The sequence below is a fragment of the Marinobacter subterrani genome, from assembly GCF_001045555.1.
GTDB classification, from domain to species: Bacteria; Pseudomonadota; Gammaproteobacteria; order Pseudomonadales; family Oleiphilaceae; genus Marinobacter; species Marinobacter subterrani.
Genome location: NZ_LFBU01000001.1, coordinates 49,965 through 72,529 on the forward strand (window position 1 = coordinate 49,965; position 22,565 = coordinate 72,529).

Genomic DNA, 22,565 nt, shown 5'->3' on the forward strand with positions numbered 1-22,565 from the left:
GGATTAACCTAAGACTTTAGTCGTATGGGTGCCGGCACGGATAGACAACAACTGAGCAACAAGCAGGGTGGAAGATTGATGAACTATTTCCTGACCGGTGGCACCGGATTTATTGGCCGATTTCTTGTGGAGAAGCTGCTGGCGCGCGGCGGCACGATACATGTGCTGGTCCGTGAGCAGTCCCTGGACAAGCTCGACTTACTGCGTGAGCGCTGGGGTGCAGACGAAAGCCAGGTGAAGGCGGTGATAGGCGACCTTACCAGCGAGAACCTCGGGATCGATGCCAAAACGCTCAAGGCCCTGACAGGAAATATTGATCACTTTTTCCACCTCGCCGCGGTGTACGACATGGGCGCCGACGAGGAGGCCCAGCAGGCGACCAATATTGAAGGTACCCGGGCTGCAGTGAATGCGGCTGAGGCCATGGGCGCCAAGCACTTCCATCACGTGTCCTCGATTGCCGCCGCTGGCCTGTTCAAGGGCATTTTCCGCGAGGACATGTTCGAGGAAGCGGAGAAGCTGGATCACCCGTACCTGCGCACCAAGCATGAGTCTGAAAAAGTCGTGCGCAAGGAGTGCAAGGTGCCGTTCCGCATCTATCGGCCGGGCATGGTCATTGGCCATTCTGCCACCGGTGAGATGGACAAGGTGGACGGGCCCTATTATTTCTTCAAGATGATCCAGAAAATCCGCCACGCACTGCCCCAGTGGGTTCCCACCATTGGCATTGAAGGCGGCCGCCTGAACATCGTGCCGGTGGATTTTGTGGTTAATGCCATGGACCACATCGCCCACCTGGAAGGCGAAGACGGCAAGTGTTTCCATCTGGTTGATCCGGATCCGTACAAGGTCGGTGAGATTCTCAATATTTTCAGTGAGGCGGGCCATGCGCCCAAGATGGGCATGCGCATCGACTCCCGCATGTTCGGCTTTATCCCGCCGTTCATTCGCCAGAGCCTGAAGAATCTGCCGCCGGTAAAGCGGCTCACCGCGGCGGTGCTGGACGATATGGGTATTCCGCCTTCGGTGATGTCGTTCATCAATTACCCGACCCGGTTCGATGCCCGGGAAACCGAGCGGGTTCTCAAGGACACAGGTATCGAGGTGCCACGCCTGCCGGATTTCGCACCGATAATCTGGGATTACTGGGAGCGTCACCTGGATCCGGACCTGTTCAAGGACCGCACGCTGCGCGGTACCGTTGAGGGCCGGGTCTGTGTGGTGACCGGCGCAACCTCCGGTATTGGTCTGGCCACCGCCCAGAAGCTGGCAGATGCCGGCGCAATTCTGGTGATCGGTGCCCGTAAACGGGAGCGCCTCAAGGAAGTCACCGCGGAACTGGAGTCCCGCGGTGCCAGCGTGCATGCGTACCCGTGCGATTTCTCGGATATGGAAGCCTGCGACGAATTCGTTAAAACAGTGCTGGATAATCACGGCCATGTGGATGTGCTGGTCAACAACGCCGGCCGTTCGATCCGCCGGTCACTGGATCTGTCCTTCGACCGTTTCCACGATTTTGAGCGTACCATGCAGCTCAACTACTTTGGCTCTGTGCGCCTGATTATGGGCTTTGCGCCCACGATGCTGGAGCGCCGCCGTGGCCATGTGGTGAATATTTCATCCATCGGTGTGCTGACCAATGCGCCGAGGTTCTCGGCCTATGTTGCCTCCAAGTCCGCGCTGGACGCCTTCAGCCGATGCGCCGCCTCGGAGTGGTCTGACCGTAACGTAACCTTCACCACCATTAATATGCCGCTGGTGAAAACGCCCATGATAGCGCCGACCAAGATCTACGATTCGGTGCCGACCTTGTCGCCGGATGAAGCAGCGACGATGGTGGCTGATGCCATTGTTTACCGGCCGAAGCGAATTGCGACCCGTCTGGGCATCTTTGCCCAGGTGCTGCATGCTCTGGCGCCGAAGATGGGAGAGATTGTCATGAACACGGGTTACCGCATGTTCCCGGATTCACCGTCTGCTGCGGGCAGCAAGTCCGGCCAGCGGCCCAAGGTGTCTTCAGAGCAGGTAGCCTTTGCGGCCATCATGCGGGGCATTTACTGGTAATCGGTTGGATCCTGAAACAAAAAAACCCGCTTCGGCGGGTTTTTTTCTGGCGGTTACTCGGTCTCTTCCGGGATCAGGGGAGGGGGAAAACCGCCCAGCTCCTTCCAGCGGTTCACAATGCCGCAGAACAGATCAGCCGTCTTTTCGGCGTCATAGGCGGCCGAGTGGGCTTCCTTGTTGCTGAACGGAATGCCGGCCAGCTTGCAGGCCTGGGCCAATACGGTGTGGCCGTAGGCGAGGCCCGCCAGGGTGGCTGTGTCGAAGGTGGAAAAGGGGTGGAAGGGGTTGCGGCGGATGTCGGCACGCAGGGCCGCGGCGAAGATGAAGTTGTGGTCGAAGGTGGCATTGTGGCCCACCAGCACGGCCCGTTTGCAATCGTGGTTTTTCACGGCCTTGCGGATCGGGCTGAAGATTTCACTCAGGCCTTCGCGCTCGGGTACTGCTTCCCGCTCCGGATTCCAGGGGTCAATGCCGGTGAAGTCCAGGGCGGACTGTTCCAGGTTGGCGCCTTCAAAGGGGTCAATCTGCTGTACGTGGGTTTCAGTGCGGCGCAACCAGCCATCGTCGTCCATAGTCAGGATAACGGCCGCCACTTCCAGCAGAGCGTCCCGCTCGGGGTTGAAGCCGGCGGTCTCCACATCCACAACAACAGGCAGAAAGCCGCGGAAACGGCGGGACATGGGGTGCGGTGGTTTGTTTTCGTCAGTCACTCAAGCTCCGGTCTTGGCCGTGTGTGATAGGGAATAATCGATAGTTACGCGAGCTGCCAGTGAACGGTTTCACCGGCCTTCAATGGCACGATGGTGCCGTCAGCCAGGGGTAGTTCTGCCGGCATGGTCCAGGGTTTACGCACCAGGGTGATGGTGTCGGTGTTGCGCGGCAGGCCATAGAAATCGGCACCGTTGAAGCTGGCAAAGGCCTCGAGCTTGTCGAGAATGCCCAGCTCCTCGAAGATGTCGGCATACAGGCCGATGGCCCCGAAGGCCGAATAGCAGCCGGCGCACCCACAGGCCGCTTCCTTGCGGTCTTTGGCATGGGGGGCTGAATCCGTGCCCAGGAAGAAGCGTTTGTCGCCGCTGGCAACGGCATCCCGGAGTGCTTTTTGATGGCGGTTGCGCTTCAGAATCGGGAGGCAGTAGAGATGCGGCCGGATACCGCCCACGAGCATGTGGTTGCGGTTGTACATCAAGTGCTGAGGCGTCAGGGTGGCGCCGAGATTATCGCCGCTGTACTGGCGGACAAATTCCGCCGAATCCTCCGTGGTGATGTGCTCCAGTACGACTTTCAGGTTGGGAAAGGCCGCAAGCGTCGGCGCCAGAACGCGCTCCAGAAAAACCTTCTCCCGGTCAAAAATATCAATGTCGGCGTCGGTTACTTCACCGTGCACCAGCAGCAGCATTCCACAGTCGGCCAAGGCCTCCAGAACCGGATAGATGTTGCGGATGTCCTTCACGCCCGAGGCGGAATTGGTAGTGGCACCGGCCGGGTAGAGTTTGGCGGCTACAACGCCGGCGGCTTTGGCCTCCCGGATGGTTTCCGGGGTGGTGCTTTCGGTCAGGTACAGGGTCATCAGTGGCTCAAACCCGGTGCCGTTGGCGGCGGCCAGGATCCGGTCGCGGTACGCGGTGGCATCGGCTGCCGTGGTTACCGGTGGTACCTGGTTGGGCATGATGATGGCCCGCCCGAAACACGCCGCAGTCGCAGGTACCACGTGCTTCAGGACATCGCCATCCCGAACATGGAGGTGCCAGTCGTCGGGGCGGGTAAGAGTTAGCTGGTCAGTCATGGCAGTTGTCCGCAATACCTTGGGAGAGTCGAGTCCGGAGCCGAAAACGGCAAGGCCGGGGGGTGGTATTACACAGGCCCCGGAAAAATTTGGCGAATTATACCAGAAGGTGCCGGTGATTGTTTTCTGTCCCGGAGCTAAAGAAACACCACCCTGGGCCGTTAAACTCTCAGAGCCTGTTAACTCCCTGATACCGATGGCAACCGATATGGGATTCCGCCCCCGCAATAATCCGATCACCGCGCTGGCTGCTGGCCTTCTCGGCCTGTGTTTGCCCGCGATTGGCGCAGCTGCAAGTTATGGTGCCGGCATTGAAAACAGCCAGTGGTACCTGGCCGAATCGGTTTTTGAATGTCGGCTGGTGCATGAAGTACCCGGGTATGGGCGGGCGGTGTTCTATCATCGCGCAGGCGAGAGCCTGTCGTTTTTTCTTGAATCCGACGCGCCGCTGATGCGCCCCGGCCGCGGCAGCCTGGTGGTTGAAGCACCTTCCTGGCGTCCGGGCGTGGCTCCGAGGCCGCTGGGCACCGTGCATGTTTCCGATGGCCGTCGCCAGGTTGCCCTGGATACCCGCCAGGCCTTTGTTCTGGCTCGCGGCTTGCTTGATGGCATGCAGCCGACTGTTACCCGGGAATCCTGGTTTGATGGCCGCCCGGTGCGCGTGCAGGTTTCCAATATCAATTTTGCCGGTGAGTATCAGCGTTACCAGCGCTGTACCAACAATCTACTGCCGGTGAACTTTGATCAGATCCACCGATCGAGAATTCCCTTTGCCAGCGGCAGTACCGAGTTGTCCGCCGCCGACCGGCAGTTACTCGACAATATCGTGGCCTACGTGAATGCCGACTCCACCGTGGAGCGGATTTTTGTCGACGGGCACAGCGACAGCATTGGCAGCCGGATCAACAACCGGGCGCTGTCGGAGGATCGCGCCAATGTGGTGGCCGATTACCTCAAGGCCCGCGGCATTGATGAAAACCTGATTACGGTCCGGGCCCACGGCGACCAGTATCCGGTTTCAAACCGCCCGGCGGATAATCGACGCACCAACATCCGGTTGCAGCGTGCTGGTGACCAGCCGGAACTGCAGCAGGCGAATGGCTACGGCGGGGATCCGCTAGGTTAGGCGGAATCAGTAAACCGAGTCGAGCACTTCCAGGTGGGCATTCACGCTCTCGGCCAGGGCCTGAAGGTGATAGCCGCCTTCCAGGGTTGAAATGATCCGGTCATTACTGTGCTCGCCGGCCACCTCCACAATCATTTCTGTCAGCCAGCGATAGTCTTCAGTCTCCAGATTCAGCTCCGCCATCGGATCCAGCCGGTGGGCGTCAAAGCCTGCGGAAATAAGGACAAGCTGGGGTTTGAAGTCGTTCAGTCGCTGCAACCAGCCGGCTTCCACCTGCTTCCGGTACTCCTCAGACGAACAGTTCGCCTCAATCGGAATATTCACGATGTTGTCCGCCTGCCGGTGCACATGGGAGTGCGGATAGAAGGGGTGCTGGAAGCTGGAGCACATCAGGATTCGCTCGTCGCCACCTACGATGTCCACCGTGCCGTTGCCCTGGTGCACATCAAAGTCGATGATCGCCACCCGCTCAAGGTGGTGGAAGGTGAGGGCGCGCATGGCGGCCAGCGCGATGTTGTTGTAAAAGCAGAACCCCATGGATTTGGCGCGCTCGGCATGATGCCCCGGAGGGCGGGCGCAGACAAAAGCATTGGTAACCTGGCTACTCATCACCATATCCACCGCCTGGACATTGGCGCCGGCGGCCAGACGGGCAGCGCGCAGGGTATCCGGCATCATGGCCGTGTCCGGGTCGGTAAACACCCGGCCCCGGGTAGGCTGCATCAGATCGAGCTGGTGCAGGTATTTCTCAGGATGCACCGTCAGCAACTGGTCACGAGTGACTTCTTCCGGTCGGACCCAGTCCAGTCTCTGGTCCAGACCGGTATCCGCCAGATAACTGATAATGGCCGCAAGCCGCTCCGGGCTTTCCGGGTGTTCCGGGCCCATGTTGTGCTTCATGAAGTCATCGTGGGAAAAGAATGCCGTGGTCATACGTCTGGGGCTGCCTTCGAATTGCTTATATTTTCTTCAAGCTTATCAGGGAAAACCACAGGGTGCCGTGTTTCTTTGGTCTTATGAGCTCGATAGTCATTTCATATCGGAGGATCAGCGCCTAAGATAAGAGATGCACCTATAAGTAACCTGTTTTATTACACTTATTACCCGACTGGCCCTGGGCCGGACAGTAAGGAGAGTCAGCTTGAGCACCCGGTATCTGGAAAGCCTGTTCAACCCTGCATCCATTGTGGTGATCGGTGCATCAGAGCGGGGTGATAACCTTGGCGGCATGGTGCTGAGGAACCTGATGGGTGGCGGTTATCCCGGGCGCCTGCTGGTGGTGAACCAGAACGATTACGACAACGTGCACGGGGTGCCCTGCGCCCGGAAAGTCTCGAAAATGGACTTTACTCCCGATCTGGCAATCATCTGTACGCCGCCGGATACTGTGTCCAAGACCATCAAGCGGCTCGGAGAGGCGGGGGTGCGCACCGCCATTGTGATGACCGGCGGCATGTCCCGTACCCACAGCAAAACCGGCCAGCCCCTGATGTACTCGGTGCGGGAAGCCGCCCGAGAGACCGGCATACGGGTGCTTGGCCCAAACACCATCGGCCTGATGGTGCCGGCCCGCAGTCTCAACGCCACCTATGCCCACATGGGCGCGATTCCCGGCCGGGTGGCGTTCGTCGGCCAGTCCGGCACCATTGCCAGCTCGGTGATCGACTGGGCCTTCGCCCGGGGCGTCGGGTTTTCCTATTTTCTGACCCTCGGCGATGGCATGGACATCGATCATGACGATCTGATCGACTACCTGGCCCAGGATACCCAGACCCGTGCCATTCTTCTGCATATCGAGAACATTCCCAATGCCCGACGTTTCATGTCCGCTGTTCGGGTTGCCTCCCGCACCAAACCGGTGATTGCCGTGAAATCCGGCCGGGTGCCGGAATCCGAATGGTTCCCCCATGAGTTGCCGGCGGGGCTGAAACGCAGCGACCCGATCTACGATGCCATGCTTCAGCGCGCCGGTGTGCTTAGGGTGGACGGCCTGGGGCAGATGTTTGATGCCCTGGAAACCCTGACCCGCATGCGCCCGTTGCGCCGGGAGACCCTGGCGATCATGGCGAACGGGGTTGGCCCGGGTGTCCTGGCTGTGGACCGGCTGGCAGACCTGGGTGGCGAGCTGGCAGAGCTGTCGGAATCCTCTATCGAGGCGTTGGCGGAACTGCTGCCGCCGTACTGGACCCGGAAAAACCCCATTGACCTTAACTACGACGCGTCTCCAGAGCTCTACGGCAAGGCCATCAAGATCCTGGCGAAGGACCCGGAAGTGGCCAATGTGCTGGTGATGTATGCCCCCAGCCTGACCGAAGACAGTCTTCAGATTGCCGATGCGGTGGTGCAGGCGTCCAAGGGTACCCGTTTGAATGTGTTTACCTGCTGGCTTGGCCAGAGCACGGTGATGGATTCGCGGGAGGAATTTTACCGGGCCGGGCTGCCGTCGTTCTTCAACCCGGAAAAGGCGGTAATGGCGTTCATGCAGCACGTTCGCCACCAGCGGGTGCAGCGGTTGCTGACGGAAACCCCGGAGTCCTTTACCGATCATTTTGCCGACCGCACGCACACGCGCAAGGTGGTTGTGAGGGCGCTGCGCTCCGGGCGCCATCATCTGTCCAACCGTGAGGCCCGCGAGCTTGTGCGGGATTATGGCATCAACACCATTGATACCCTGTATTGCGACGATATGGAGGAGGTGCTCGAGGTGTTCGCGGTTGAGCGCCGGCCCATCGACATTGCCATTATTCATGAGCAGGCCTGTCACCCGTTCCTGAACCTGAGCCCTACCCAACGTCGCTACAAGGGCACAGTACAGAAGCTCAACAGCGAAGCGGCCATCATGGATTCCTGCCGTTACCTGATGGAGGAATACCAGACCCACTTCCCGGACAGCGGTTTTCTGGGGTTTGCCGTTCAACGCTCCTACCAGCATGTTGGGGGTATCGAGTTCAGCGTGGGCATCACCCGGGACAAACTGTTTGGCCCTCTGGTCGTATGCGGCGCCGCCGGCGCCCAGATTAACGTGATGACCGACCGCCAGATCGCTCTGCCGCCCCTGAACATGGTGCTGGCAAGAGAACTGCTGCGCCGTACCTACATGTACAAGCTGCTCAAGGAGCACAGCCTGAAGCCGGAGGAGGATATCCGGGCCGTCTCTGAAACCCTGGTGACTCTGTCACAGATCGTGATCGACATCCCGGAAATCCAGGGCCTGGAAATTGCCCCTTTGCTGTTCAACGAACAGGGCGCCGTGGCGGTCAATATCGCCATCAACCTGGCGGACACGCCGGGCCGGCCAATTATCCAGCCTTACCCCAGGGAGCTTGAGGAGTGGATTGTGCTGCCCAAATCCGGCCGCCGGGTGATTATCCGGCCGGTACTGGCGGAAGATGAACCGGCCCACCGCGCGTTCCACGAGTTGCAGTCACCGGAATCCATTCGCTACCGGTTCTTCCAGTACCGCAAGCATTTTTCCCGGGAGGACGTGGCCCAGATGGTGCAGATCGATTACGACCGGGAAATGGTGTTCATCGCCAATGCACCCAGGGAAGACGGCGAGGGCGAGGAAACCCTGGGGACTGTCCGCACCTGGACTGACGCCGACAATCTGCAATGCGAGTTCGCCGTGATGGTGCACGACAAAATGAAAGGCGAAGGCCTGGGCGTGGCCCTGATGCAGAAGATGATCGACTACTGTCGGGCCCGTGGCACCATGGAAATGGTCGGCAATGTGCTGCCGGACAATCGCCCCATGCTGCAACTGGCGGAACACCTGGGCTTCGAGATCAAGTTCAATACGGAAGAGGAAGTGATGGATCTTCGGCTGGTGCTGAACGAGCCGGAGAAGGACTGGCAGCGGGAGCGGCTGGGAAAAATCGCGCACTGAAAGTGGGGTCAGATGAAAATGGGGTCAGATGAAAAGTTCATCTGACCCCATTTTCATCTGACCCCGAGTTCACGTTTTTAGTCTTCGACAATCGCCGAGCGGTCTTCTCCGCCCAGGGCCTCCAGCAGGCCCGGGATCAGTCGGGACAGCTCCAGGGTCATCAGGGTGAAGGCGGCGTCAAACTTGGCCGCGGCGTCGTCGACGTCAACGTCGTCGAGCTGCTCCTGAAGGGTTTCGCCGAATTTCAGGCGGCGGATGCCCAGTTCCTCGTCCAGCACAAACGAGACGTTGTCGTCCCAGGTGAGAGACAGTTTGGTAACCTGCATGCCGGCGTCCAGGTGATTGCGGATTTCCTCGGCTTTCAGATCCAGGCCTTTGCAGCGCACCACGCCGCCGTCTTCGGACGGGTCTTTCAGCTCGCATTCGCTACCCAACGTCACTGAGCCGGGCAAATCAATGGACTCGTTCAGCCATCCGGTAAAGGTGAAGGCGGGTGCCTGTTCCACCGCTGGCGGGCGCACGGGCAAAGAACCCAGGCTCTTGCGCAGGGTTGAAGCCAGGTCTTCCGCCTGTTTCGCCGAGCCCGCGTCCACCACCAGCACACCGTCCTGGGGCGCGAGGTAGGCAAAGCAGCGGCGGTTTTTGGAGAAGGCCTGGGGCAGCATCTCCAGCATCACCTGTTCCTTGATTTCGTCCTTTTCCTTGCGACGGACCTTGCGGTTCTGCTCGAATTCAATGGCTTCGGCTCTTTCCTCGACGGCTTCCTTGACCACCGGGCCCGGAAGGATTTTCTCTTCCTTGCGCAGGGCGATCAGATGGTAGCCATTGGCGCTGTGAACCAGTTGTTCACCCCGCTTGCCCAGCGGTGGTACCCAGCCCTGACGGCTGGTTTCCTGGGGGCCACAGGGTTTGAACGCATCGGCCTGGAGTTTCTCTTCCAGATCCTCGGCGGTGATATCAAACGGCTTGGTAAAACGGAATATTCGGGCGTTGCGAAACCACATCAGGGCTGGTCCTTGTCTTTCATATTTGCATGATCTCTACGAGTACGGTTTTGACGAGAAAGCCCACAACACCTGCACCGAGAACGGTAAACAGGGCGATGGTGCCAAACTTGCCAGCCTGGGATTTCTTGGCCAGATCCCAGACGATGAAACCCATCCAGACAATCAGGCCGGTCAGAAACACCAGCATGGCGATCTGGGAAAAAACTGCTTCGTTCATTGGTTAACTCCGATTTAAACGTCGATCACTGTTCGTCCCGCAGGAAAACCCAGTTGTTCTTATCGGATTGGTCTTCGCTGAAGTAGTAGCCTTCGAGGTTGAACCCCTTGAGGTCGTCGGCCTGGGTAATGCGGTTCTGAATGGCAAACCGGGCCATAAGGCCGCGGGCCTTCTTGGCATAGAAGCTGATCATCTTGTACTGGCCGTTTTTCCAGTCCTTGAACTGGGGTGTCACCAGCCGGCCTTCCAGGTCCTTCTTCTTTATGCTTTTGAAATACTCGTTGGAGGCCAGGTTAACCAGTACGCCGTCGTCATTTGCCAGCAGGCAATTGATTTCATGGGTGATCTTGCTTCCCCAGAAGGCATAGAGATCCTTGCCGCGGTGGTTCTCGAACCGGGTGCCCATCTCCAGCCGGTAAGGCTGCATCAGGTCCAGCGGTTTGAGAATGCCGTAGAGACCGGAGAGCATGCGCAGGTGCTTCTGGGCAAACTCGAAATCCGCCTCACTGAAGCTCCCGGCATCCAGGCCTGTGTACACGTCGCCCTTGAATGCCAGCACGGCCTGGCGCGCGTTTTCCGGGGTGAACGGCGTGTGCCAGTTCCGAAAACGCTCCGCGTTCAGCTGGCCCAGCTTGTCGCTGATGCTCATCAGGTTGCTGATCTGGTGCGGTTCCAGCTTCTTGAGCTGATCCACCAGTTCGCAGGCGTCATCAAGAAAGTCCGGCTGGGTGGTCTTGTCGGTCGCCAGCGGGCTTTCGTAATCCAGTGTTTTGGCAGGGGAAACAACCATCAACATGTCAGGCAATCCTCATTGCAGGAATGTGAGTAAATCATCCCTGGTAAACGGCCAGTCCAGCTCCGCACCGTTATCATTACGGCGCAACACCGGGATACGGGTGCCATATCGCTCAACCAGCTCGTCGGACTGGGCAATGTCCACCACATCAACCGGAATCGGTTCCGGCATCGGTGTATTGACCAGCAGGGCTTCGGCCAGCTCGCACAAGTGGCACTGGGACGTTGTGTAGAAAAGCAGTTCCATTATTTCGGCTGTGCGTCCAGCTTCTGGCCGGTGACGCCCTGGCTGTCCTTGCCCATGAGATACAGGTAAATCGGCATCAGGTCCTCCGGTGCCGGATTCTGCTGTGGGTTTTCCGCCGGGTAGGCGTGGGCTCTCATGTTGGTACGGGTGGCGCCGGGATTCAGACTGTTCACCCGTACATTATGGCGTTCATCGTCCAGTTCATCCGACAGCAGCTGGCTCAGGCCTTCAACGGCGAATTTGGAGACGGCGTAGGCGCCCCAATAAGCCTTGGCTTTCCGGCCGACGCCGGAGGACGTGAAAATAACCGAGGCCGCATCGGATTTGCGCAGCAGGGGTATCATGGCGCGGCTCAGCAGGAACGGCGCCGTGGTGTTAACGTGCATGACCTTGTTCCAGGTTTCCGGGTCATACAGCTCCACCGGGCTGCGGTCGCCCAGAATGGCCGCGTTGTGTAGCAAGCCGTCGAGCTGGCCGAAGTTGTCTTCGAGGGTCATGGCCAGCTCCTCGTAATCCTTCACCGCGGCCCCTTCAAAGTTCATGGGTACAATGGCAGGCTTCGGATGGCCTGCGGCCTCGATTTCGTCGTAAACCGTCTCCAGCTTGCTGACAGTGCGGCCCACAAGCACCACGGTCGCACCATGGGCTGCATAGGCCTTGGCGGCCGCCCGGCCAATGCCGCTTCCGGCGCCGGTAACCATGACGATACGGTCTTTCAGAAGATCGGCGGGTGCTTGATAATCGTGCATAACCTGTCTCCGTACAAGGCGTTTACCGGCAGCGATACCGGATCCTGAAATTGGCCGACTATTGTAACAGCTTTGCCAGATCCGTGACGGTGTCGGCGATCAGATCGGCTTGCCACAGATCAACGCTGTCCGGTTGTTCGATATAGCCGTAGCGAACCGCAATGGTCTTCATGCCGGCATTGCGGCCAGCCTCGATATCACGCTCGTGGTCGCCTACGTAGATACCGGTGCCCGGGGCCGTTCCCATCTGCTGGCAGGCGAGGAGGAGGGCTTCCGGATGTGGCTTGCGCTGGGCGACGTGGTCGGGGCATACCAGAGTTGCGCAGCGGTCGGCCAGGTTCAGCGCCTTGACCAGCGGCACCGCGAACCGGGCCGGCTTGTTGGTGACGATACCCCAGGGGATACGCCGTTCTTCAAGCGTTCTGAGCAGCTCGTCCATGCCTTCGAACAGGGTGGTCTCAATCGCCACGCCCGCATCGTAGAGGTCCAGAAACGCCGTGTGCTTTACCAGATAGTCCGGGTGCTCCGGCTCCAGCCCGAACCCCACCCGGATCATCGCCCGGGCGCCATTGGAAACGGAGCGCCGAATCTGTTCGGCGGGCAGGGCGGGCAGGCCGTGCTGATGGCGCAACTGGTTCAGGCAACGGATAAAATCCGGCGCCGTGTCGATCAGCGTTCCGTCCAGATCAAACAGGACCGCGGAAGTTTCCGGGGTGACTTGAGGGGCGGCTTCAGGCTTCACGGACATCCCTGGCATGCATCAGGTAGTTCACATCGACATCCCGGCCCAGCTTGTACACCTTGGTAACGGGGTTATAGGTCATTCCGGTGAGTTCGCGGACATCCAGCCCGGCATGGCGCAGGTGATCGGACATTTCCGACGGTCGGATAAATTTCTTCCACTCATGGGTTCCCTTGGGAAGCAGCCCGAGCACATATTCAGCGCCGACAATGGCAAACAGGAACGACTTGGGGTTGCGGTTGATCGTTGAGACGAACAGGTGGCCGCCGGGTTTCAGCATGCTGGCGCAGGCTTTGATAACCGAGGCCGGGTCGGGTACATGTTCCAGCATCTCCAGGCAGGTAACGACATCGTACTGTCCGGCATGGGCCTGGTCCTGGGCCAGTTCCTCGACGGTGATCTGGCGGTAGTCGACGCTGATCCCGGTTTCCATACCGTGTAGCCGGGCTACCGACAGTGGCGCCTCCCCCATGTCGATGCCGGTTACGTGGGCACCGCGCTGGGCCATGCCCTCGGACAGCAGGCCGCCGCCGCAGCCGACGTCCAGCGCCCGCTTGCCGGCCAGGGAGACGCGCTCGTCGATATAGTTCAGGCGCAGGGGGTTGATGTCGTGTAACGGCTTGAACTCGCTGGTCGGATCCCACCAGCGGCTGGCCAGGGCCTCGAATTTGGCGATCTCATTGCGGTCTACGTTCTGGTTTGTCATGGTTGCTTCTGCCTGGTGATTCAATAGAAAATCGGTTAGTCAGCCTGTCTGCGGATTCGTCCCGCCCAGTCGTCAACCCGGAGCATGAGATCGGCAACATCAATACGGGTAAGCCGGCCGTCCTGTACTTGTGGTACGCCGTTAATCCAGCTGTGGCTTACCGACCGGCCATGGTTGCTGTACACCAGGTGCGACGCCGGGTCGTAGACCGGTTGCAGGAACGGGTCGCTCAGATCGATGGCAATCAGGTCGGCCAGTTTTCCGGAAACCAGCGAGCCCAGTTCGTGATCCCGGCCAAGCGCTCTGGCCCCGTTGATGGTGGCCATTGCCAGTGCCCGATGGGCCGACACGGCAGCCGCGTCGCCGGCCACAACCTTGGCCACCATGGCGGCGGTGCGCAGTTCTCCGAACAGGTCCAGGTCGTTGTTGCTGGCTGCACCGTCGGTGCCGATGGCGACGTTTACGCCGCTATCGAGCAGTTTCTGGACCGGGCAAAGGCCGCTGGCCAGCTTCAGGTTGGACTCCGGGCAATGGATAACCTGGGCGCCGGACTGCTGCAGCAGGCGGATGTCGCTGTCGTCGATCTGGGTCATGTGCACGCACTGGGTCTCCGGGCGCAACATGCCAAGCTCAGCCAGTCGGGCCGTGGGGCGCCTGCCCTGCTTTTCAGTGGCTTCCTCAACCTCGAAAGCGGTTTCATGCAGGTGTATCTGGATCCGGGCGCCAGTGGCCTCGGACAGCCGGACGGCCTCGGCCATGGGGCCATCAGAGACCGTGTAGGGCGCATGGGGGCCAATGGCAGGCATGATATAGCCATCGTTTTTCCAGGTATCGATAAAGGCGGCGCCCTTGCTCAGATATTCTTCCGGGCCGGAACCCCAGATAGTGGGGAAATCCAGTAACGGGAAACAGATCTGGGCGCGCATGCCAGCATCGCAGGCAACCTGTGCGGCAATCTCTGGGAAAAAATACATGTCCGAGAAGGTGGTCGTGCCTGTGCGCAACATTTCCGCCATGGCCAACTGGGTGCCGTCGGCAATGAACTGTTGGCTGATGTGGCGGCCCTCGGCCGGCCAGATGTGGTCGTTCAGCCAGGTCATCAGTGGCAGGTCGTCCGCCATGCCCCGGAAGAGCGTCATCGCCGCGTGGCCGTGCATATTGATCAGGCCGGGCATAACGACATGATGTGGCAGATCAACGGTTTCACGGGTTCTGAACTCCCGGTTTGCCTGCGCCTGGGGAATAACCGCGGCAATCCGGTTTCCCTGGATGATCACGGCCTGGTTGTCGAGCACTGTGGCCGCCGGTTCAATCGGAATCAGCCAGCGTGCGTTGATGCGAATATCGGCTGCGGTGATGGTATCTGCCGTCATTAACCCTGCCTTACAGCGATTGGCGCGGTGCGGCCGCGCCATGGAAATGTAGCGGGCAAGTATAACCGTTATACTGGCGGTTTTCAGCGCTGGCAAAGCGGAGCAATTTTCATGGCAGAATCCCCGAAACCATCTTCCTCCGGACGCAGTATTGGCACGTTTGCGATGCGCTGGCATGGCAACAGCCTGGAGCTGCTCGACCAACGCCTGCTGCCCGGAGAAGAACACTGGATCACCCTTGAGGGCGCCGCCGGTGTGGCCCAGAGCATTCGGGATATGGTAGTGCGTGGCGCTCCCGCCATCGGCATCAGCGCGGCATACGGTGTTGCTCTGGCAGCACGGCATGCCGGCGGGGGTGACTGGAAAGCGGAAATCAAACAGGCCATCCGGGAGCTGGCGGCCTCACGCCCGACGGCAGTCAATCTGTTCTGGGCGCTGCAGCGAATGGAGCAGGTATTCCATGAGTGCCACTCCCTGGCGGAGGCGGTGAAGCGGCTGGACCAGGAGGCGGTGGCGATTCACCAGGAGGATCTGGCGGCCAATATTGCCATGGCGGACCATGCCCTGGAATTCATGGCGCCGGCCAGCCCCATATCGGTACTCACGCACTGCAACACCGGCGCCCTGGCCACCGGCGGCTACGGGACAGCTTTGGGGGTCATCCGCCGGCTGCACGAGGAGAAGTTGCTGAAAAACGTTTTTGCCGATGAAACCCGGCCCTGGCTTCAGGGCAGCCGTCTGACAGCCTGGGAGCTGGCCCGGGATGGTATCCCGGTAACATTGAATGCCGATGGCGCGGCGGCGGCGATCATGGCCCGGAAAAACGTGCGTTGGGTGATTGTGGGCGCGGATCGGATTACCGCCAACGGGGATGTCGCCAACAAGATTGGTACCTATAGCCTGGCGGTTCTGGCCCGTCATCACAAAGTGGGCTTCATGGTGGTGGCGCCCTCAAGCACCGTGGATATGTCCCTGGCTTCGGGCTCGGACATCCCCATTGAGGAGCGGGAAGGCCTTGAGGTGCGGGAGATACGGGGGATTCCGCTGGCCCCTGCAGGCGTCAGGGTGTTTAACCCGGTGTTTGATGTAACACCGGCCAGCCTGATTGACGCCATCGTTACCGAAAAGGGCGTGGTGCATAACCCCAATATTACCGGTATGCGGGCGCTATTTGGCTGAGGGGTTCCTGGTTGAGGAGGCCTTTTCCTCGTAAGCCGCCCGCAGCTCCTCCACCTGCCGTTCCTGCTCTTCGACAAAGTGCAGGGACATCTCGAAACTGTGGCGCGTGAATTCCAGTACCTTCTGGAAGCCTTCGTCTGAAAGGGTGCGGGCGTCGTCATGCCGGCGAAAGATATTGATGAATTCCCGTTCGCGTTCAAACTGCAGTGGCAGCCTTGCCACCCCCCAGTCGTTCAGAAGCTGCCAGACTTCGGGGTTGTAGTTGCGCGTGGTGCGCATGATGAACGGGATGGGATCGTTCCGGGCGATGAGGGCGGCGAGCCGGAGAATCAGTTCGAAGGAGAGGGTGGCGGTGCCGTTCTCAATGGCCTCCAGTACCGATTTATCACGGAGGTTCAGGGCCTCGCTCATTTCCGAAAGCGTGAGCCCGGCCACTTCCCGGATATCCTTCAGGGATTGGCCCGCCGTCAGCATGGCCCTGAGCTGATCCTGTGAGTTGATCAGGGCCCGGCCTACCCGAAGAGACCTGTCCGTGGCTTTTACTCCGAACCGGAGCGCCGAACCGGTCAGGCTGGCCAGCCGGTCAAGCAGCCCCTCCGGCCCGGGTTCCTGTGCCGGGGGCTTTTCCAGACCTTCAACTTCTTCAAGGGATCGCATGGCATGCAGGGCGTCCAGGAGCATATCCTGGAGTGCTTTTGCCCTGTGCCGGTTGTCTTCCCTGTCAGTCATTGAAATGGCTGGCCTTTTTCTAGGGGCTGGAGGTGACTGCGGGCGTCTGTGCAGCCAGTTGCTGTGGGGTCAGGATAGATGCCATGCGGCTATTCAGGTCGAGCATGTCCGCCATGATCTGGCCGCCCTCGCGAATAATGAAATCCACCTCGTCGTCGGTCGAGGCCAGATCCGCGGCTTGCTGATCCTGCCAGTCTTCAAGCGCCTCAAGTGACTCGAACGGCGGCTTCCCGTCGAGCTCGCGCCGGGCATTGGCAATCGCCAGGCGCGTGCGTTCGATCTGTTCGTACTCTTCCCGACGCTCATTCAGATTCAGGCTGACTCTGTCTGTGGCACGCTGTTTGGTCAGGAAGTCAATTTCCTTCTGCAGCAGGCTGAATTCAGGGCTGGTGGCAAAACGCTGGTCATGGCGCTGCCGGAGTTCATCAATGATGCTGCTGAAATCGTAGTACCGGGTGTGGGGCACCGCCTCGATCTGATCCCAGGGCAGGGCATGCTCGAGCGCGTCCTCACCGATGCGGGTCTTGTCGATGCGGGAGGGAATCTCGATATCGGGAATCACGCCCTTGTGCTGGGTTGAACCGCCGGATACCCGGTAGAACTTCGATTGGGTGATTTTGAGCTGACCATGATTCAACGGGCGAACGGCCTGAACCGTGCCCTTGCCGAAGGTCTGCGATCCGACCACCAGCCCGCGGCCATAGTCCTGAATGGCCCCTGCGAAAATCTCTGACGCCGAGGCGCTCATCCGGTTGGTGAGAACCACCAGCGGGCCGGCGTAGGCGACGGAGGGATCCTCGTCAACCAGCACCTGAACGTCATTGTTGGCGTTGCGGATCTGCACGGTCGGGCCCTTGTCAATGAACAGGCCGACCATGTCATTGGCCTCATGCAGAGCGCCGCCACCATTATTGCGCAGGTCGATCACCAGTCCGTCGACACCTTCGGCTTTCAGTTGCGTAATCAGTTCGCGGACGTCGCGGGTTGTGCTCTTGTAGTTGGGGTCACCGGCCTGCATGGCCTGGAAATCCGCATAGAAAGTCGGAATGGTAATGACACCGATGGTGTATTCCTTGCCGCCCCGCTGCAGATGCAGGGTGTCCTTGCTGGCGCTCTGTTCTTCCAGCTTTACCTCATCGCGGGTGATGGCGATGGTTTCGGTCATGGTTTCATCGGAGGCCGTCGCCGGAATCACTTCGAGGGTGACGCTCGAGTTACGTGGGCCGCGGATCAGGTCCACAACTTCGTCAAGGCGCCAGCCGATCACGTTCACGGGCTTTTCGCCTTCCTGAGCCACTGACACAATCCGATCCGCAGGTTGCAGTTCACCCTGCTTGGAGGCCGGGCCGCCGGGTACCAGCCGGACGACCTTGGTGTATTCGTTATCGGACTGGAGAACCGCACCGATCCCCTCCAGGGAAAGGCTCATGTTGATGTTGAAGTTCTCGGAGGTACGCGGCGAGAAATACGAGGTGTGCGGATCCCACATACCGGTAAATGCGTTCATATAGGCCTGAAACGCATCCTCGCTCCGGGCCTGGTAGGCGCGCTTAAGCTGCCCTTCGTAACGGCGGAGCAGGGTATCTGCAATCGCCTCGTCCTTGGTACCACTCAGTCGCTGTGCCAGGACGGCATTCTTGATGCGCTTGCGCCAGAGTTCATCCAGGGCCTTGGAATCGGCTACCCAGTCGGCTTCCGAACGGTCGACCAGAATGCTTTCGTTCTCAGTGAAATCGAGCTTGTCGATGCCATTCTCGATAACACCAATGGCAAACTTCAGCCGTTCAATGACTCGCTGCTGGACCAGGTTATAGATATCGAACCCGGGCTGTAACTGGCCGGTTTTCAGGGCTGAACCCAACTGGCCCTTGATCTGGTCGAACTTTTCAATGTCCGCTTTGGTCAGGTAAATCCGCTGGCCGTCGAGGTAGTCCAGATAGGCTTCAAACACGTTAGCGGACAGCTCATCGCTGATGTTCAGATCCCGGAAATGGGTGAACTGCAGCTGACGGGCAATCAGGATATTTGCCCGTGCCTGCTCAATGGTCGGTGCCACCGGCTCGTAGACCGAGGCTGGATCCACCTTGGCTTGCAGTCCAAGCGGCGTCGAGAGCAACAGGGCAACGGTGATTGCCCGGCATACTCCGCCCCGGATGTTCGGAACCGGAGAGCGACGGGCCATAATATTTTCCGCAATGGTCATACATGCATACCTGACGGTGTTGGGCAGAAAAGCACGGCTGAGACACTTTTTCTGACCGTGAACGATAGATTTATTGTAGGCAAGCGCTACACCTGTTGCCATAGGCAGCGAGTATCGGTTCGTGACAATCTGTCCATGAAGCCGGCAGGTTGGTAACCGGGAAACTGCATGTCGTCGCAATCTGCATGACGGGCAAGGGGGCGCCGGAAGGGAGTGTCGCGCCTCCCGGCGTGATGCCTTCAGGCGAATACCGAGTTGCTCTCGGCTTTCTCCAGCAGCAGCCTGGGTGGCGTAAATCGTTCACCATAGAGGCGGGCAAGTTCTGTTGCCCGTTCTGTGAACGCTCTCACGCCATATTGGTTAATAAATTGTATAGCGCCCCCGGTCCACGGGGCGTAGCCAATGCCAAAAATACTGCCGATGTTGGCGTCTTCCACCGTGCGCAACACGCCTTCCTCGAGACAGCGGACCGTTTCAATAGCCTGGATGAACAAAATACGATCTTTGAGTTCCTGGAGTTCAACGTTCCGGGCCCTGTCGACATCGACAAACCGTTTTTCCAGCTCGGGCCAGAGGTGTTTCTTGCCGTTGGCCGGGTAATCATAGAACCCTGCACCTGCCGCTTTACCCTTGCGGCCGTGCTCGTTAACCATCGCATCAATTACGGCTTCCGCCGGGTGGGCGTTCCATTTACGGCCTGAGGCATCGGTGTCCTTCATGCTCTGGTCCCGGATGTGCTGCATGAGGGTCAAGCTGACTTCGTCGGAAATGGCCAGCGGGCCCACAGGCATGCCTGCGAGCAACCCGGCGTTTTCAATACTGGAGGGGTGAATGCCTTCCCCGAGCATGCAGATACCTTCGTTGACAAAGGTGCCGAAGACCCGGGAGGTAAAGAAGCCCCGGCTGTCATTCACCACAACGGGGATCTTGCCGATCTGCTGCACGTAATCGAACGAGCGTGCCAGGGTTTCATTGGAGGTTTTTTCACCGACAATGATTTCCACCAGTTGCATTTTATCCACCGGTGAGAAGAAATGCAGGCCGATGAAGTTCTCAGGTTTTGCCGAGGCGCCCGCAAGCTGGGTAATGGGGATGGTGGAAGTGTTAGACGCAAAAATGCCGTTGGCAGCGAGTTTCGGCTCGGACTCCCGGGTTACTGTGGCCTTCAGCTCGCTGTCTTCGAATACCGCCTCGATAACCAGATCGCAGCCTTCCAGATCGTCCGCGGAATCCGTGGCTTTGATGCGGCCCAGGATTTCTGCTTTTTGGTCTTCGGTCATCCGGCCACGGCTGACCCTCTTGGCCAACAGTTTCTCGGAGTAGCTTTTGCCTTTCTCGGCATTTTCCACGGAGACGTCTTTCAACACCACGTTGATACCGCGTGTGGCCGTGGAATAGGCAATGCCTGCGCCCATCATGCCGGCACCCAGCACACCTACCTTGCGGAAGGTTTCTTTTTCAACGCCGTCGGGACGGCTGCCGCCTGCCTTGATTGCGTTCAACTGGAACCAGAAGGTGCCGGTCATGTTCTTGGCGACCGGGCCGATCACCAGTTCGGCAAAATACCGGGTTTCGATCAGGCTACCGTTGTCGAAATCCACCTGGGCACCTTCGACTGCGGCGGAGAGGATGCGCTCCGGCGCCGGATAGCAGCCTCTGGTTTTCTGCTTCAGCATGGCTGGGGCGATGGCCAGCTTCTGGGCCATGGCGGGATGGTGAGGCGCGCCGCCGGGGAATTTGAAGCCCTTCTGGTCCCAGGGCTGCTGGCATTTGGGGTTGGCGTCAATGAATGCCCGGGCCCTGGTAATCAGGTCGTCGGCAGAATCTGCCAGCTCGTCAACGATGCCGGCCTTGAGGGCGGCTTTCGGATTTACCTTCTTGCCCTCCATCAGGAACGGGAAGGCGGCCTCCAGGCCAATCATCCGGGGCAGTCGCTGGGTGCCGCCACCGCCGGGCAGCAGGCCCAGTGTCACTTCCGGCAGGCCCAGTTGAATGCTGTCGTCGTCAATGGCGATGCGGTGGTGACAGGCCAGGGCGATCTCAAGCCCGCCGCCCAGGGCAGAGCCGTTAATGGCGGCAACTACCGGTTTGCCGCTGGTCTCGAGAAAGCGCATGTCGGCTTTCAGGCTGTTGACCATGTCTTCAAAGGTCTGGGCATCCTCCCGGCTAACCTTGTGCAGCTCGTTCAGATCGCCGCCGGCGAAGAAGGTCTTCTTGGCTGACGCAATGATCACGCCCCGTATACTGTCCAGGTCGCCTTTGACCTTTGCGGCGGTTTCCGAGAGGGCTTCCCGGAAAGCGGCATTCATGGTGTTGGCGGACTGGCCGGGCATGTCGATGGTGAGGGTCAGGATCTGGTCTGAACCCAGTTCGTAACGGATGGCGCTCATAATCGGTTCTCCTTGAAAAGTGGACGGGGTCAGACGCGCTCGATAATGGTGGCAATGCCCATGCCGCCACCCACGCACAGGGTAGCCAGGCCGAAGCGCAATTCGCGGCGCTCCAGCTCATCCAGCAGGGTGCCGAGGATCATGGCACCGGTGGCACCCAGCGGGTGGCCCATGGCGATGGCGCCGCCGTTCACGTTCACTTTTTCATCGGGAACCGAAAGCTCCCGCTGGAAGCGCATCACCACGGAGGCGAAGGCTTCGTTCACTTCAAACAGGTCAATCTGGTCGGCGGTCATGCCCGCTTTTTCCAACGCCTTGCGCGCGGCCGGCGCAGGACCGGTCAGCATGATGGTCGGGTCGGTGCTGGTGACTGCCGTGGCGACAATGCGGGCGCGCGGTGTCAGGCCCATGGCCTTGCCCTTGGCGTCGCTGCCAATCAGCATGGCGGTGGCCCCATCCACAATGCCGGAGGAATTGCCGGCATGGTGTACATGGTTGATCTTTTCCACGTAGTGGTACTTTTCCCGGGCCACGCCGTCGAAGCCCATCTCGCCCATCATCTGGAACGAGGGTTTGAGGCCAGACAGGGATTCGACGGTGGTGTTGCCGCGCACATGCTCGTCACGGTCAAGAATCACCACGCCGTTCTGGTCAGTGACGGGGATAATGGACTTTCCGAAGTGGCCGTTTTGCCAGGCGTTGGCGGCCTTTTGCTGGGATCTCACCGCGAAGGCATCAACATCCTCGCGACTGAAGCCCTCAAGCGTGGCGATCAGATCCGCGCCGATCCCCTGGGGCATAAAGCCGGTGTGCAGGTTGGTCTGTGGATCGGTCGCCCAGGCCCCGCCGTCCGAGCCCATCGGAACCCGGGACATGGCCTCCACGCCGCCGGCTACGACCATGTCTTCCCAGCCGGACCGTACTTTCATGGCCGCCAGGTTGACGGCCTCCAGGCCCGAGGCGCAGAAGCGGTTAAGAGTGACACCCGCTACCGTTTCATCCCAGTCAGCGGCCAGTGCCGCCGTCTTTGCAATATCAGCGCCCTGGTCGCCCACTGCCGTCACACAGCCCATCACAATGTCATCCACCTGAGCTGTGTCCAGGCTGTTCCTTTTTTGCAGGGCATTGAGCACGGTGGTCAGGAGTGTAATAGGTTTGACACTGTGGAGTGATCCGTCTTTTTTCCCGCGCCCTCTCGGCGTGCGGACTGCATCGAAGATATACGCTTCGGTGGTCATTGCCTGTCCTCTGGTGATGTTGCTTTCTGGATTGTCTGATCAATGACTCAACCATAGCCGGTTGCAGCAGCGGCGGGTAATGACGCTGGCTGCCAATCGCATTGGCAAAATTGCTCATGAACCATGAC

At 59.6% G+C, this 22,565-nt stretch carries 19 protein-coding genes; 4 read left to right on the plus strand and 15 right to left on the minus strand.

Annotated features, from left to right (window positions below; translation table 11 throughout):
- The first annotated feature begins 78 nt into the window (after nucleotides 1–78).
- On the plus strand, nucleotides 79–2,064 hold the full coding sequence (locus msub_RS00220; protein ID WP_048494167.1) for an SDR family oxidoreductase: 1,986 nt from the start codon (nucleotides 79–81) through the stop codon (nucleotides 2,062–2,064).
- A 53-nt stretch (nucleotides 2,065–2,117) separates the two neighbouring features.
- On the opposite strand, the gene rnt is transcribed toward msub_RS00220, so the two are convergent.
- Both rnt and pyrC read right to left on the minus strand, forming a co-directional pair.
- Entirely contained in the window at nucleotides 2,118–2,774 is a 657-nt protein-coding gene (gene rnt, locus msub_RS00225) for a ribonuclease T (protein ID WP_082146365.1), read from the minus strand.
- Nucleotides 2,775–2,818: 44 nt separating this feature from the next.
- Nucleotides 2,819–3,850, minus strand: a complete 1,032-nt coding sequence (gene pyrC / locus msub_RS00230) for a dihydroorotase (RefSeq protein WP_048494168.1) — start codon at nucleotides 3,848–3,850, stop codon at nucleotides 2,819–2,821.
- Between the two features lie 208 nt (nucleotides 3,851–4,058).
- Here pyrC and msub_RS00235 point away from each other — a divergent pair, with 208 nt between their 5' ends.
- Nucleotides 4,059–4,976, plus strand: coding sequence for a flagellar protein MotY (locus msub_RS00235; protein WP_048496896.1), 918 nt, complete (start codon nucleotides 4,059–4,061; stop codon nucleotides 4,974–4,976).
- Between the two features lie 6 nt (nucleotides 4,977–4,982).
- Here msub_RS00235 and msub_RS00240 read toward each other — a convergent pair whose 3' ends face one another.
- Nucleotides 4,983–5,909: a histone deacetylase family protein gene (locus msub_RS00240; RefSeq protein ID WP_048494169.1), complete on the minus strand. Its 927-nt coding sequence runs from the start codon at nucleotides 5,907–5,909 to the stop codon at nucleotides 4,983–4,985.
- 208 nt (nucleotides 5,910–6,117) lie between these two features.
- Here msub_RS00240 and msub_RS00245 point away from each other — a divergent pair, with 208 nt between their 5' ends.
- On the plus strand, nucleotides 6,118–8,862 hold the full coding sequence (locus tag msub_RS00245) for a bifunctional acetate--CoA ligase family protein/GNAT family N-acetyltransferase (RefSeq protein ID WP_048494170.1): 2,745 nt from the start codon (nucleotides 6,118–6,120) through the stop codon (nucleotides 8,860–8,862).
- 77 nt (nucleotides 8,863–8,939) lie between these two features.
- Here msub_RS00245 and rdgC read toward each other — a convergent pair whose 3' ends face one another.
- The 8 genes from rdgC to msub_RS00285 are packed head-to-tail and all read right to left on the minus strand — an operon-like array spanning nucleotide 8,940 to nucleotide 14,698.
- Nucleotides 8,940–9,866, minus strand: a complete 927-nt coding sequence (gene rdgC, locus msub_RS00250; protein ID WP_048494171.1) for a recombination-associated protein RdgC — start codon at nucleotides 9,864–9,866, stop codon at nucleotides 8,940–8,942.
- Between the two features lie 19 nt (nucleotides 9,867–9,885).
- Nucleotides 9,886–10,086, minus strand: a complete 201-nt coding sequence (locus msub_RS00255) for a DUF2788 domain-containing protein (protein WP_048494172.1) — start codon at nucleotides 10,084–10,086, stop codon at nucleotides 9,886–9,888.
- 25 nt (nucleotides 10,087–10,111) lie between these two features.
- The gene (yaaA, locus tag msub_RS00260; protein ID WP_048494173.1) at nucleotides 10,112–10,882 is read right to left on the minus strand and encodes a peroxide stress protein YaaA; all 771 of its coding nucleotides are present in this window, start codon (nucleotides 10,880–10,882) and stop codon (nucleotides 10,112–10,114) included.
- A gap of 12 nt (nucleotides 10,883–10,894) precedes the next feature.
- Complete coding sequence (locus msub_RS00265) at nucleotides 10,895–11,128, minus strand: glutaredoxin family protein (RefSeq protein WP_048494174.1); 234 nt, start codon at nucleotides 11,126–11,128, stop codon at nucleotides 10,895–10,897.
- Complete coding sequence (locus msub_RS00270; protein ID WP_048494175.1) at nucleotides 11,128–11,877, minus strand: YciK family oxidoreductase; 750 nt, start codon at nucleotides 11,875–11,877, stop codon at nucleotides 11,128–11,130. Before msub_RS00270 ends, msub_RS00265 begins: the two co-directional genes overlap by 1 nt.
- A gap of 58 nt (nucleotides 11,878–11,935) precedes the next feature.
- Nucleotides 11,936–12,619 (minus strand): HAD-IA family hydrolase, encoded by a 684-nt coding sequence (locus tag msub_RS00275; protein WP_227506592.1) that lies wholly within the window; start codon nucleotides 12,617–12,619, stop codon nucleotides 11,936–11,938.
- Complete coding sequence (gene ubiG / locus msub_RS00280) at nucleotides 12,609–13,325, minus strand: bifunctional 2-polyprenyl-6-hydroxyphenol methylase/3-demethylubiquinol 3-O-methyltransferase UbiG (RefSeq protein ID WP_048494177.1); 717 nt, start codon at nucleotides 13,323–13,325, stop codon at nucleotides 12,609–12,611. Before ubiG ends, msub_RS00275 begins: the two co-directional genes overlap by 11 nt.
- Nucleotides 13,326–13,360: 35 nt before the next feature.
- Nucleotides 13,361–14,698: a TRZ/ATZ family hydrolase gene (locus tag msub_RS00285; protein ID WP_048494178.1), complete on the minus strand. Its 1,338-nt coding sequence runs from the start codon at nucleotides 14,696–14,698 to the stop codon at nucleotides 13,361–13,363.
- 111 nt (nucleotides 14,699–14,809) lie between these two features.
- Here msub_RS00285 and mtnA point away from each other — a divergent pair, with 111 nt between their 5' ends.
- A complete protein-coding gene (gene mtnA, locus msub_RS00290) occupies nucleotides 14,810–15,877 on the plus strand; it encodes an S-methyl-5-thioribose-1-phosphate isomerase (RefSeq protein WP_082146366.1) in 1,068 nt (355 codons plus the stop codon).
- Here mtnA and msub_RS00295 read toward each other — a convergent pair.
- The 4 genes from msub_RS00295 to msub_RS00310 form a co-directional block, all read right to left on the minus strand.
- Nucleotides 15,866–16,606, minus strand: a complete 741-nt coding sequence (locus msub_RS00295) for a helix-turn-helix domain-containing protein (RefSeq protein WP_048494180.1) — start codon at nucleotides 16,604–16,606, stop codon at nucleotides 15,866–15,868. The genes mtnA and msub_RS00295 overlap by 12 nt on opposite strands.
- Before the next feature lie 19 nt (nucleotides 16,607–16,625).
- Nucleotides 16,626–18,809: a carboxy terminal-processing peptidase gene (locus msub_RS00300; RefSeq protein ID WP_048494181.1), complete on the minus strand. Its 2,184-nt coding sequence runs from the start codon at nucleotides 18,807–18,809 to the stop codon at nucleotides 16,626–16,628.
- A gap of 239 nt (nucleotides 18,810–19,048) precedes the next feature.
- On the minus strand, nucleotides 19,049–21,199 hold the full coding sequence (locus msub_RS00305) for a 3-hydroxyacyl-CoA dehydrogenase NAD-binding domain-containing protein (protein ID WP_048494182.1): 2,151 nt from the start codon (nucleotides 21,197–21,199) through the stop codon (nucleotides 19,049–19,051).
- A 29-nt stretch (nucleotides 21,200–21,228) separates the two neighbouring features.
- Nucleotides 21,229–22,437 (minus strand): acetyl-CoA C-acetyltransferase, encoded by a 1,209-nt coding sequence (locus msub_RS00310; protein ID WP_048494183.1) that lies wholly within the window; start codon nucleotides 22,435–22,437, stop codon nucleotides 21,229–21,231.
- Between the last annotated feature and the right edge of the window lie 128 nt (nucleotides 22,438–22,565).